We start from the raw sequence: 12,428 nt of genomic DNA, 5'->3' as shown, positions 1-12,428 counted from the left end.
GACGGGGGTACACATGCGTAAGGAAAACAGCGAGTTCGAGACGGCTTTTGTGACGGAAGCAGGCTCTTTCATCGACAACCGGGATTATTTCGCTTATATGGAGACCGAGGATATGGCCTGTTATGTGCTTGCTGACGGACTGGATACCGATCGGGAGCTGAACAGCGCCGAGATGGCGGTGAAGGCGGTGCTGGAAAATTTCATGGAAAAGCCGTCCATGTCCAAAAGGCGTCTGGAGCGCGGGCTGCGCGATGCCCAGGAATGGCTGCAATTCGAGAGTCGGCGTGTACGGCTGAAGGCCAGCCTGCTGATAATTGTCACGGACTATACGCGCATGGTGTATGCCTCCACCGGCAATGTCCGCCTGTATCACTTTCGCGGGAAAAGGCTGAACTTCCGCAGCAGGGACCACAGTCTGGCCCAGTCCTTGGTGGATGATGGACGCGTTCCGGAGGATAAGGCTCATGTACACGAGGAACGGAACAATTTGCTTGAGTACCTCGGCAAGCCCGGCGGGGTTCGGGCCTTTTTCTCCAAAAAAACGAAGCTGTCCGACGGGGATGTGCTGCTGATGGCTACACCCGGCATGTGGGAGAATGTCGAGCTCGCGGAAATGCTGGGCGCGCTTGAAGACTCCAAAGGCCCGGCAGATCTGGCCGATACGCTGGAGGAGGTGCTTCTCAGCCGTCAGCGCCGGATCGTGCCGAATTATACGGCGGCGGCCGTGTATGCCAACAAGATTTACCAGGAGAAACCAAAGAACCGGCGCAAGCTGATCAAGCGAATTCTTATTGTGCTGCTGGTACTGCTGCTCACGGGCGGCGGGACCTGGATTGCCATGGCAAGAATGGCGGAGAAGAAGGCGGAGTCGCTTGAGCAAATGGTGGAGTCCGGGAGCCGTGGAGACGACTACGCGGAAATGGGGGACTTTGGGAAGGCGGTTGGTTCCTATAGTGAAGCCAGAAATGCCGCCAACCGCATCAAAGACCTGGTGAACAAGAAGATTTTGACGAATAAGCTGAATCTGTCGCAGGCGATCGTTGACGGTGACGAATATGCCGATCAAGGGGATTTTGAGAATGCGAAGATCAGCTACCAAAAGGCGCTGAAAACCGCCAATGTATACCTCGCTTCCAGCAGTGATGACATTGAGAAGAAGATCAAGGATCTGGATGCTTATGCGGATGTGCGCGGCCAAATGAATGGAGCGGATTTGAAGTTTCAGGCCGGGGAATATACGGAGGCGTTGAAGCTGTACGAGCAGGCGAATAAGGCGGCGGTCCAGGCAGGCTACGAATCCGCTGTTGAGGAGATCGGTACAAAGTTGCAGGAAACCAAGGATAAAATAACGGCCATTGAGCAGGAGCTGCAGGAGATCCGGGCAGGCAAGCTGGAAGCGCGCGGCGAGCGGCTGCTGAGCACGGGGGATTACAGCGGCGCGATTGACGCTTATGCGGGTGCGCAGCAGATCTACCAGGGAATCGGCAAGCTGGAAAGCGTGCTGGCTATGGAACGTACCATTGCCAAAATTGAAGATGAGCAAAAAGCCAAGCAGCAGGAAGAGGATGCTGCGCTTGCCGAGCAGCAAGCCGCTGCGGAGCAGGCTGCAGCAGCTCAGGCGGCGGCGGAACAAGCTGCCGCACAGCAGGCCGCCATGGAGCAGGCTGCCGCTGCAGCCGCAGCGGCAGCTGTGAAGGAGAAGCAGGATGAGGGGAAAGATGCCGCCGCTTCTCAGGACAAGGGGAATACCGGCGGGAATGAGGCGGCTGCATCAGGCACCGGCAGCGAGAAGTAAGGGAAGGGGGGACCTTGGATGATGGAGCTTGTTCAGGACCGGCTGGGGAAAATGAAAGATCTGGAGCAGCGGCAGCAGTTAAAGAACCTGATGACCGGCGTGTTTCTCAATCTGGTGGAGTACCAGGAGGAGATGATTCGCAAGCTGGAGCAGCGTGTGTTCGATGAGCTGGAGGACCCCGGACGGCGATACGATATTTACGGATCGATCTGTGCCCGTGAAGATTTCGATCCGATCCATGAGTTTCTGTACCCGATGCTTCCGTCGGATGTGACGGGCAGCATGCTGGATATGAGCCGTGTGGCGCAGGTGATCCGTGAGGGTGGGGAAGTCAAGCTGTTCGGATTGTTCATGGAGATGGACACCGCCGAGATCCTGAAGCTTGTCCGCAGCGGCAGGGTATTCCACGGCCAGGTCGTAACCGATGCGGGCAGCTACCGGATCGATATCAGGCTGAGCGCCGACAACTCTTATGTGAAGGAGATGGAGAGCCTCTACCATGTCTTTCTGGAAAACGGCATTCCGTGGCGAACGGTGAACCATCCGTACATCCGGAAATTTGTCGACGTGATCCTGACGGGCGGGGAAGGAGAACCCGACCCCCATGAAGAGATCCGGGAAATTACGGTGTCGCTGGAGGAATACGACACGTTCCGGAGGCAGGACCTTATTCCGCTCTGGAATGTGGAGCGGCTGGAGCTGAAGAACAGCGGTTTTCCGGTGCCTGCCATCGACAGGGTCAACTTTGAGCATTTGCTGTCTCTGCGTAAAACCGGAGCAGAGCACGGCTATCTCGTCCGTTCCGGGGAAGAAATGGACATTCGGTACATCAAGCGGACTGAGCAGGATCTGATCGTGGTGACGCCGCGCGCGAAGGCAGCCGAATGGGAGGTGCTCAAGGTGACACGGCCGGTGGAGGTCCGGCTCGGCAGGCAGCTGTACAGACTTGTATCCAACACCCGACAGGACAGCTTCGCCGGACGCTATGCCCACAAGCAGGGTATCGCGGTCCGCGCCAAGGCGGAAATCGCCCGGATCGTGCATTCCTTTGCCACCGGGGAAGGGCTGGAGCTGGACACGGTCGATATTGTGGATGCCACCTCTGCCGGGACAGATCCGGTAACTTATCCGCTGAACTCGTTTGTCAGCGACCATGTGCGGAACGAAGAAAGCAAGCTGGTGATGCGTCTGGGCTTTCGCAGGCTGGAGCATGCCGAAGCCTTCCCTGCTTTTATAAGCGGCGACCTGATGAGCTTTATCGTCTCGGAAGTCCAGATGTATTTTCCCGAATACCGCTGTGTGGGGGTATGGGCATGAACTATATCTGGGATGTGCTGATGCGTGCCCGCAGCATGGAGCTGAATACGAAAGATATTCGTTTTGCGCCCGCTGCCGCTTATTCCCCTTATATGGAACTGAGCCTGTCCGAGCTGAATGCCTCTGCGCCGGAGCAGGTGGTTGAAATCAATCCCTATTACCGTTTCTATTCCATTTTCCGCGATCTGTTCGGGCCTGCCGTGGAAGAGGACACCGAACTGCGGGAAACGCTGTTTGATCTGTTGATTCATTTTCTGGCCGAGATCGATTTGTATCAGGGGATGAACCGGCGGGAGTATTATATCCGGTTTATGATGCGGGATATTGCCGCGGGCACCTTTGGCGCACGGACCGGAGAGCGCTTCGTGGAGCTTGGGCAGGCGGAACAGGAAGCCGTGGCTGAAAACCTGCTGTGCTTGTATGAAACAGGGGAAGCGGTGCACCTGTTCAGAAAGACGATGCGTCGTCTTTTTCCCCGCTCCATTATTTATGCCAACTGCGAGGAGAAGGATGAGCTGCTCATTTATGTGGGACGGGAAGAGAATGCGGCCTCCCGCCTCCGGGTCGGGCTCGTGATGGACCTGTTTCTTCCGGCGCGTTTTCATACCGAGATTTACTGGAGCAGGCATTTTGGAATTATGGACACGGACAGCACCATGCGGATGGATGAAATCGCTTTGTATTAGCGAGCTGAGAGCTTGCCCGGCGCTGTCCGCTTGAGCAGGCGGCCAGAGGGCTTAAAGAAAGGACAAGTGAAGGATGAGCGGACCATATACATACCGGCTGTACAACCACTCCATGGCGTCCGATGGAGTCCGGTTTACAGCGAAATATACGAGAGCCGAGCTGGAGCAGATGACAACGTTCCAGCTTCGCAGCATATGCAATAAAGAGCGGCTGGTGGAAGGCCTGGCCAATCCGCTGGACCGGGAAAAGCTTATTCAGCTTATCCTGCGTTTTCGCGGAGCGGACAGCACCAAGCTGATCACAAGGACCCAGCCGGGCGGATTCGAGCGCCTGGAAAGGGCGCTTCGCCAGTATCTGGGGGCAGATCGAAAGGATGCCGGACGGATGAGGGTGCCGGCCAAGATCGTATTGTACGAGGATATCCGGCTCGGCCGTTTGGACGGATACAAGGTAGAGGCGGAGCTGCCCTGGCTGGATGAAACGAATGTGCTGATCGTCAATGCGCTCGGAGAGCTGTGCGGCGTTCTCAATCTGGTGAAGGACGGGATGGATGGAGGCCTTTATTACCTTTCCCGCGACAGCTCGGCCGAGCTGCGCAGGACCGCCAATCAGCATTACAGCCTGCTGTTCTTCCGGCGCAAGGATTCGGATTACCTGCATGAAGCCTATTACGGGGACAGACCTTTGCTCCCGGCCAGCCTGCATGCGGTACGGGTTCCGGTCGCGGAGCTGGCCATCCGCACGCCCGAGCGGACGGAGGCCGTGCTGGCGATTGATTTCGGCACCTCCAACACGTCGGCAGGGGCCTATCTGGACAGCGGATATGTGTCGATACCCGACAGCGGAGCGTCCGGCCGAATTCGGCTGAACGAGATCAACTATGTAACGTTCCCGGGGGCGGACGGGCCTGGCGGAGAGTGGCTTGAGGTGCTGCCTACTGCAGTCAGCGTAGAGGACTGCTCCAATCCGGAGCGCATTGTATATGCGTTCGGGGAAGACGCCCTGCGCGGCAGCCGGGCTGCGGGCACACGGGGGACCATTATACGGGGCATTAAGCGCTGGGTGAATGATTATAAGCAGACGGAGGAATTGATGGACCCTGTGGGCAACACGGCCCGCGCTCCACGCAGTGAAATTCTGGCCTCCTTCATCCGTTATGTGGTCGGTACGGCAGAGCAGCAGTTTAAATGCCGCTTCCGTCATCTGCATCTGTCCGCGCCGGTCAAGCTGAAGGCCCAGTTTATTGAAATGTTCAGCGAGATTTTGCCGGAGTACCGGATTGAAGCGGCAGATGCCCTGGACGAAGGAGTGGCTGTCCTGTATAACACGCTGGCGGACCAGATGGAACGAAGAACGTTTGCCGACGGCAGGGAATATCAGGCGCTTGTCATCGACTGCGGCGGCGGCACTACGGATCTGTCCTCCTGTCGCTTCCGCATCGAGGACGGCCGCATCGCTTACAAGCTGGACATTCATACCACCTATGAAAACGGGGATACGAATTTCGGCGGCAACAATCTGACCTACCGAATCATGCAGTATATGAAAATCGTATTCGCCGGTTATTATGCCGCCGAAACACGGCTGCCGGACACGGAGATTGACGCCCTGATCGGCGTGTCCTCTGGTGACATCTACCGGTATGTGGACGAGCACGGCGTTAATGCGCTCTATGCCGAGCTGGAGCGGCGCTACCGTGAGGCTGAAGCGATCCTGCCCACAGCCTACAGGCGGTATGAGCATGCAAACCGTGAGGAATATGAACGGGTGCTCGGCAATTTTCATCTGCTATGGGACGCGGCCGAGCACATGAAGCGGGAGTTTTTCCGGCGGACGGGCATTCTGCGCAGCCGCTTCGAGGCGGAGCACATGCCGCCTGCCGACACGGATCTGAATATTGCGGTCATGAGCCGCTGGATGGTCTCGGTGCTGGAGAGCGGGCGTTTTCGAGAGGAGTATAGACTGCCCGATGTGACCTTCAACATTCGTGAGATTGAACAGCTGCTCAAGGCGGATATTTACGGCATTGTGCGCAAATTCCTGGAGGAGATCTACCAGGACGGACGCCTGCAGGACTACTCGATCATCAAGCTGACCGGCCAAAGCTGCCGGATTGACGTGTTCCGCGAGGCCCTGAAGGAATTTGTGCCGGGCCGGAGCATCGAGTTCCGGCAGAAGGCTGAGGATACGGACCGGGTGCCGGAACTGAAGTTGGCATGCGTGCGGGGAGCAATCCGCTACCTGAACGCGAAGAAGATGGGCCGGATTGAGCCGCTTCTGACAAGTGATGTGCCGGCTATTCCATATACGGTCAGCGCTTACACCCATACCGGGCAGGAGAAGGAACTGATCGAAAGCCTAGCTCCGCTGCGGACCGCGCGTTATATCTCGCGGCCGTCGCATGCGGTCGAGGTGGAGTTTTTCCTCACCGCAAGCGGTGCACTGGCATCTCGCCGTCATGTGTACCATAACCGTCCGGACAAGTTCCGGCCGGTTACGTATGAAGATATTGCGGAGCTGTATGGCAAGGAAATTCCGCAGGATGACACTGACTCCATCGGTAACGGCGAGACTCGTTACTTTGTATTCACAGGCGGCAGCCGCTGGGGCTTCCACGTCGTGCCGATAGCCCGGAAGGATGAGATTTTGCAGCTTGGTGTGAAGCGATTTTTTGCTTTTGAGAACGACCTGTCAGAGCTGGATTTCTTTGACGGGACGAAATAGCGTGTCCGGCGACTAACCGGCCAATGGACTGAAGCATGAAATGGTATAGAGGGAGAAAAAGAAATTGACTTATGTAGGCTTTTGGAGACGGATGGGTGCTTCTTTTATAGACAACCTGATAATCGGGACTGTATTGTATGTGGTCAATTTGATATTTTTTTTGATTGCTACTGCCGTATTCGGAGGATTTTTTTCTGTTTACCAATTTGAATTTGACGATCTGCTCAAACCGGCCGTCATTGTGTTTGCCGTTGTTGTTTGTGTTATTAATGTAATGATTGTATGGCTTTATTGTGCCTTTATGGAAGCATCAAAATTCCGTGGAACTTTGGGAAAGGTTGCTTTTGAAATCGCGGTTGTTGACATAAACGGAGAACGAATTACCTTTAGCCAAGCAACAGGGAGATATTGGGGGAAGCATTTGTCCTTTCTCACTTTGTGCATTGGTTTCGTTGTAGCCGGATTTTCCAAGAACAAACAGGCTATGCATGACAGGATGGCCCGGACATTTGTTATAGACAAGCAGGCAACCACGGAGCTTGACATTCAACTGAAAGACATAGACGTGTGGCTGCAAATTGACGAAATGCCTGCGGCAGACGGGATCCATCATTTGATGCGCGGAGAGAAAGTAAGCCTGTACACAGGCTTTTGGAAACGGGTTGGGGCGAATCTGATCGACTGCATCGTACCTACTATAGTTCTATCCGTATTGTTTTCTCTCTCCATACGACTTTTTATGCCTTTAGTGATCATTGCTGCAGCACTTCTTGTGCAAGAATCAGGTTATTCAGAAGGATTAATCATTGCTTTGATAGGGATATTCCCTGCAATCTGTATGGTCTGTGGCTGGCTGTACTATGCATGTATGGAATCTTCAAGACTACGGGGAACGCTTGGGAAAATGTTGATTGGAGCAGCAGTTACTAATCTGAAAGGTGGACGGCCTACGTTCGCCCAGGCAAGCGGACGCTATTGGAGTAAATGGATTTCATCCCTAACCCTTTATGTAGGCTATATTATGGTTGGATTTACCAGAAACAAACAAGGTTTGCACGACAAGCTTGCCAAGACATATGTCCTTGACAAGGAAGCACTGAAATGGAGACGGATCCTTCAGGAAAATCAGGCATCTGCTGTGCCGTTCCCTGAGTCTGAACTGTAGTGGCCGGTGAATCCGTCTAGAAAACCGGAAAGGAGGTGGTAGCTGTTGTTCAAGCACACGAAACCCCTGTTTGAGAAGGGCAGGATTCTTAAAACCGCTATGCTGGAAAGCCTGCGTGATTATCCGCGCTCCTTGCTGGATATCCGGTATCAGGAGCACACGGACGGCATTATCACCGGTGCCGATATCCATGTCGGTCCGCAAACCTTGACGGTAGCGCCGGGCATCATCAAGCATGACGGGCGGCTCTACCTGATGGAAGAAGCGCAGGAGATGTCCTATACCGCGACAGGCCGGGAAACCATGCTGGTCGTTCATTTTGAAAAAGCCGAGCCATCCACCGACTTCGACAGCTATGCGGGAATGCTTGTTCTGCAGGAGCGACCGCCCGCTTCCGACGAGGTAGAGCTAAGCAGATTCAAGCTGAAGGAAGGGGCGGTGCTGCGCTCGGATTATCTGGATTTTGCCGATTTGGCGACAGAGTACAATACGCTGAACCTGCTGCATGCCCGGCATGCGGGCAGAGGGGAGAACACGCTGGTTCCGGTGATTTTCAAGCTGTTTGCCAGGGAGCTGCTCGGCAGGAGAAGCACCCATCCGGCGGATTTGTCATTTGCGCTGCTGTGTCTTAATCAAGAACGCATCGAAATGGAAACGCTGCTTCACTATCTGGCTGCGCGAACTGGTACGAAGCTGACAGAGATGGACTATTTGCAGAAGGAGCGGCTCAGGCTGCACCAGGCGCTGGTCCGAATTCTTGAAGAAAACGGCGGGCAAAGACCGCTGTCAGGTCTTAGACGCAGCGGTCCGCAGCGGATGATGGTGGATTAAATCAGGATTTTCGATGAGATGAGGAGGGATTTGTATGAAGCCTATGGATGAGAAAGTGATGGCTATGCTGAATGAGGCGGAAGCTCAGCGTAAGTCTGTACCACCCAGTAGGGATGACCGCGCAGACTTGTCGGAGCTGTTGGTAGAGATTGATGGGGAAAAGGTGTTGTTCCTTGAGCAGAAGCTGTTTGATGGGCGGATTCGGATCACCATGCCCCGGACATTCAGACAGATGACAAGGCAGGAAGCCGCAGTGAAATATCCTTCCGAACACCGCCCGGCTTTTATCTTCACGAATGATGACCTAACCGTCAATCTAACTTTTAACCATACCGCTAATGTGCTGGATGAAGCGGATGTGGAGGAGTTCAAGGATGCGATGGCGCAGATTACCCGCTCTACTCAGCCTGTTCGCGAATGGATTGGGGACGGTGTCAGGCGGACGGAAGAGAAGACCTTTGGCTATTGTGAATTCATGTCTCCCGCTTTGAACACGAATATTTATAATTTGCTGATTTTTATATCCTTGGACAAGCGGTTCCTGATTTGTACCTTCAACTGCACGGAAGAAGACAGGAAAGCCTGGAGGCCGGTCGCCCTGAGCATGCTGGATTCTCTCCAGGTTCATGAAATTGCCGAAGGAGGATTAAATCGATGAGCACGGTAGCCGTTACTTACGGGAATTTGCGCATCGCCCCTTATGAGCTTGTCAGTTTCCAGAATCTTACCATTTCGAAAGAGCTTAACGATCATGCACGGCTAACAATGACCGGAATCGTGCCGGAAGACAAGAAGGAAAGCTATGTGGAAATGACGGAAGCCGACACCACGATTGAAGTCAGCCAGGTGGACGAACAGGGCAACAGCATCCCCCTCTTTCACGGCATTGTGCTGAACGTCGGGGTTAAGGCGGTAAGAGGCGTTTATCATCTGGAGGTCGAGGCTGTCTCTCATACCTACCTGCTGGACGTCAAAAAGAAAAACCGTTCTTTTCAAAATCACGGCATGACCTATGATGAACTGCTGGACCTGGTGGCAGCGGATTACGAAGGCTTTGACGTGATGGACGAGGCGACAGGCGGAGCTTCCATCGGCAACTTCACCATGCAGTATCAGGAAACGGATTGGGAATTTCTCAAGCGTCTGGCCTCCCGCTTTTACACTTCACTCATGCCAGCTTCTACCTTCAGCTATCCCAAATTTTACTTTGGCGTTTACGATACTCCTTCGAAAGGCAAGTTGGACAACTATCATTATCAGGTAGGCAAAAAAGTATCCGACTTTCTCTATCATTCCGCCAATGACGGTGCCAGCCTGGATGAAAATGATTTCATGTTCTACGAGGTGGAGACGGAAAAGGTACTGGATCTCGGCAATGCCGTTGAGTTCCAGGGGCGCCTGCTCTATGTGCGCAGCACCCGTTCCGAGATGAGGAACGGCCTGCTGGTACATCGATATGTGCTGTGTTCCCGCAGAGGGCTGCGGCAGCGCAGGCTGTATAATGAGCGCATTATTGGTGCTTCCATTCAGGGAAGAGTCATCGGGATTCAAAAGGACACCGTCCAGGTTCATCTGTATATGGATAAAAAACAGGACAAAGCAACCGCACACTGCTTCCCCTATGCATCTATGTATACGGCGGAAGGAAACAGCGGTTGGTACTGCATGCCGGAGGTCGGCGATCATGTTCGCGTCTATTTTCCGGGCAGTAAGGAAGAGGAAGGCGTCGCCAGCAGCTCTGTGCGGCAAAACTCGGAGGAAGGCCAGTCCAACAAATTGGGCAATCCGGACATGAAATATTTCCGCACTGCGGCAGGGAAAGAGCTGTTAATGGGACCGGAGGAGATTGTCATTACTGGCAAGGACGGAGAAATTTTCATCCGTCTGAATGAAAGCGGCGGCATTGAGATTTCCAGCAGCCAGATGATCAAGCTGATTGCCAAAGAGGACATTATGATCGATGCGGGGCAAAATGTAGCCATTTCCGCCAAAGAGGAAATCAGCCTGACGTGCAAGGAGAGCAATCTGCTGATGAACGGAAGCACCAAAATCATCGGAACGGAATTGAATACCAACTAACCGTTGAACAAGAGGTAATACAGGGAGGAGGGGGGCCGATGTACGATGAGCAGGCGCTGGAGCACTTTAAGAAGAGTGTAGTTTTGCCGTGGCACCATGCGGAACTACTGAAGATGGAACAGGATTACCGCAGGCTGCGGGAACAGTGGGCCGCCCATTTCATTGAGCATTTCCAGCAGCTCTGCCGCCGGATTCTGGACTGTCAGAGGGCCGGAGGTAAAGGGGAAATCGGGTATATCACGTATTCTCTGCTGCGCACGGGGCTGATGGACGGACAGCCTGCGTATGTGGCGGAAGCATTTGATGAACGCTGGTTTTTTGACCGGCAGCCGGTGCAGATGGGCTACGATCCGACTTGGGCATTTGATCCGATCCGTGGACTGGAGGAACAGTGGGAGTCTGCGGCGCGGATGTATGTGGGCAAGATTCCCCGGTCTTTGCTGGGAAAGTTGAAGCTGGCGGAGGCGGTTCATTTCCACAGCTACGTCACCGAGCTGATTCGTTATGCCATGCCGCAGGCTGCGCAGCTTCCTGAATTTCTGGCCTTGGCGAAATCCCCGGTTTTTGAACTTAGAGTCGGGGAGTATATGGATCATAGCGTGACCGCCTATAAGGAGGACAAGCGGGGGCTGAACAGCACGGTTGTGCGGGAATGGCTTGGGGACAGGCTTGAAGGCGAATACGCTTATCAGGCGATAGAAGGGGCGGACTTATCCGGCGGCGATTATCCGGGACTGGATTTCCGTTATTCCGCTTTCCGGCAATGTAACCTGTCGTTTGCACGGCTTTCCTTTGGCATGCTGGCCGGGACGCATTGGCGCAGCTGTCTTCTGGAAGGGACGGATTTCAGCTTTAGTGCCCTGCACGGTGCAGATTTTACAGGCTGTGGCATGCCAAAAGCTGTGTTTACAGGAATCAGCGGGGGATTGCCCACGGAAGCAGGGACGGAATGGATCATGCCGGGGTTCAGGGGGATCTGCTTTGCCGAAGCCGATGTGAGCGGCGCGGATTTCCGCCATGCCGATTTGCGAAGCGCCGACTTTAGGGCAGCGAATATGCGAGGGGCCGACTTTAGGGAAGCCGATCTTCGAGAGGCGGATTTTACCCGAGTGAATTTGCAAGGCGCAGATTTTACTGGAGCAGATCTGCGGGGTGCAGATTTTACGGGGGCAGATCTGCGGGAGGTTGATTTTACAGGTACGAAACTGACAGGAGCAGTGCTGGAAGCGGCGGATTTGGCAGGCGCCATGCTGCCGGAGGACCCTTGGAACATTCTGCTGAAAGAGGTGGGTGGATGAGCTATTTTGTGCTGAACCAGGATGCCCGGTTTGCCAATGCGGTGAAACCGCTGGGCGTGATGGATGCTGTTCGCCCGGAGATGATGTCACCAGACCATGCTCACCAGCTTGCGGCTGTAAATCTGCATTTTAAGGTGGCGGAGGCGACGCAGGTGGATTATGTGGATTTCATCGAGCACCCCGTTCCGTTCGTTTCGGACAGGCTGAAGAGAGTGTTGGAAAAGTTTACTCCGGATACGCAATTTTTCGCTGGAGCGTTTACAGATTTGAAGCGAAAGCACCAGGAGATATACTGGCTGGCAGTTCCACCGCAGATTGAATGTCTGTCGAAAGAGAGCGAGTTTGGGCTTGACGGTTCGCTGCGCAGACTCGTTATCGATGAGAGTCGAACAGAGGGATGCATGTTTTTGCAAATCGGGGGCTTGCGGGAACGAATTCTACTCATTCATCTGGCGCTGGCGGAAGGTCTACTGCGGCGGGATCTCAACGGGATTCGGCTAACAAGAGTTCACTAATAATAGACACCGATGCC

At 54.3% G+C, this 12,428-nt stretch carries 10 protein-coding genes; all 10 read left to right on the top strand.

The window, feature by feature from the left end; all coding sequences use genetic code 11:
* Positions 1-13 precede the first annotated feature (13 nt).
* The 10 genes from ACI1P2_RS00825 to ACI1P2_RS00780 all read left to right on the top strand — a co-directional run bounded on the left by ACI1P2_RS00825 (position 14) and on the right by ACI1P2_RS00780 (position 12,411).
* Positions 14-1,795 carry a PP2C family protein-serine/threonine phosphatase gene (locus ACI1P2_RS00825; protein ID WP_355315950.1) on the top strand — a complete coding sequence of 594 codons (1,782 nt, stop codon included), beginning with the start codon at positions 14-16 and terminating at the stop codon, positions 1,793-1,795.
* Positions 1,796-1,813: 18 nt separating this feature from the next.
* A complete protein-coding gene (locus ACI1P2_RS00820; RefSeq protein ID WP_355315948.1) occupies positions 1,814-3,112 on the top strand; it encodes a normocyte-binding protein in 1,299 nt (432 codons plus the stop codon).
* Positions 3,109-3,798, top strand: a complete 690-nt coding sequence (locus tag ACI1P2_RS00815; protein WP_355315947.1) for an iron-dependent peroxidase — start codon at positions 3,109-3,111, stop codon at positions 3,796-3,798. The genes ACI1P2_RS00820 and ACI1P2_RS00815 overlap by 4 nt, the downstream gene beginning before the upstream one ends.
* Positions 3,799-3,871: 73 nt before the next feature.
* Positions 3,872-6,523 (top strand): Hsp70 family protein, encoded by a 2,652-nt coding sequence (locus tag ACI1P2_RS00810; RefSeq protein ID WP_355315945.1) that lies wholly within the window; start codon positions 3,872-3,874, stop codon positions 6,521-6,523.
* Between the two features lie 64 nt (positions 6,524-6,587).
* Entirely contained in the window at positions 6,588-7,688 is a 1,101-nt protein-coding gene (locus tag ACI1P2_RS00805; RefSeq protein WP_355315943.1) for an RDD family protein, read from the top strand.
* 45 nt (positions 7,689-7,733) lie between these two features.
* Positions 7,734-8,519 (top strand): DNA and RNA helicase, encoded by a 786-nt coding sequence (locus tag ACI1P2_RS00800; RefSeq protein WP_355315941.1) that lies wholly within the window; start codon positions 7,734-7,736, stop codon positions 8,517-8,519.
* A gap of 34 nt (positions 8,520-8,553) precedes the next feature.
* A complete protein-coding gene (locus ACI1P2_RS00795; protein WP_355315939.1) occupies positions 8,554-9,177 on the top strand; it encodes a hypothetical protein in 624 nt (207 codons plus the stop codon).
* A complete protein-coding gene (locus ACI1P2_RS00790) occupies positions 9,174-10,598 on the top strand; it encodes a contractile injection system protein, VgrG/Pvc8 family (RefSeq protein ID WP_355315937.1) in 1,425 nt (474 codons plus the stop codon). The genes ACI1P2_RS00795 and ACI1P2_RS00790 overlap by 4 nt, the downstream gene beginning before the upstream one ends.
* Before the next feature lie 38 nt (positions 10,599-10,636).
* Positions 10,637-11,896 carry a pentapeptide repeat-containing protein gene (locus tag ACI1P2_RS00785; protein ID WP_355315936.1) on the top strand — a complete coding sequence of 420 codons (1,260 nt, stop codon included), beginning with the start codon at positions 10,637-10,639 and terminating at the stop codon, positions 11,894-11,896.
* Positions 11,893-12,411: a serine protease gene (locus tag ACI1P2_RS00780; RefSeq protein ID WP_355315934.1), complete on the top strand. Its 519-nt coding sequence runs from the start codon at positions 11,893-11,895 to the stop codon at positions 12,409-12,411. Before ACI1P2_RS00785 ends, ACI1P2_RS00780 begins: the two co-directional genes overlap by 4 nt.
* Positions 12,412-12,428: the final 17 nt, after the last annotated feature.

It is taken from the genome of Paenibacillus jiangxiensis, assembly GCF_046098255.1.
GTDB lineage: Bacteria > Bacillota > Bacilli > Paenibacillales > Paenibacillaceae > Paenibacillus > Paenibacillus jiagnxiensis.
Note: the sequence above shows the minus strand (reverse complement) of the source record. Positions and strands in the feature narration are given on the sequence as shown.

Coding starts and splice junctions, on each gene's coding strand:
- ACI1P2_RS00825 (WP_355315950.1), top strand. CDS start 14: ATGCGTAAGGAAAACAGCGAGTTCGAGACGGCTTTTGTGACGGAAGCA.
- ACI1P2_RS00820 (WP_355315948.1), top strand. CDS start 1,814: ATGATGGAGCTTGTTCAGGACCGGCTGGGGAAAATGAAAGATCTGGAG.
- ACI1P2_RS00815 (WP_355315947.1), top strand. CDS start 3,109: ATGAACTATATCTGGGATGTGCTGATGCGTGCCCGCAGCATGGAGCTG.
- ACI1P2_RS00810 (WP_355315945.1), top strand. CDS start 3,872: ATGAGCGGACCATATACATACCGGCTGTACAACCACTCCATGGCGTCC.
- ACI1P2_RS00795 (WP_355315939.1), top strand. CDS start 8,554: ATGAAGCCTATGGATGAGAAAGTGATGGCTATGCTGAATGAGGCGGAA.
- ACI1P2_RS00790 (WP_355315937.1), top strand. CDS start 9,174: ATGAGCACGGTAGCCGTTACTTACGGGAATTTGCGCATCGCCCCTTAT.
- ACI1P2_RS00785 (WP_355315936.1), top strand. CDS start 10,637: ATGTACGATGAGCAGGCGCTGGAGCACTTTAAGAAGAGTGTAGTTTTG.
- ACI1P2_RS00780 (WP_355315934.1), top strand. CDS start 11,893: ATGAGCTATTTTGTGCTGAACCAGGATGCCCGGTTTGCCAATGCGGTG.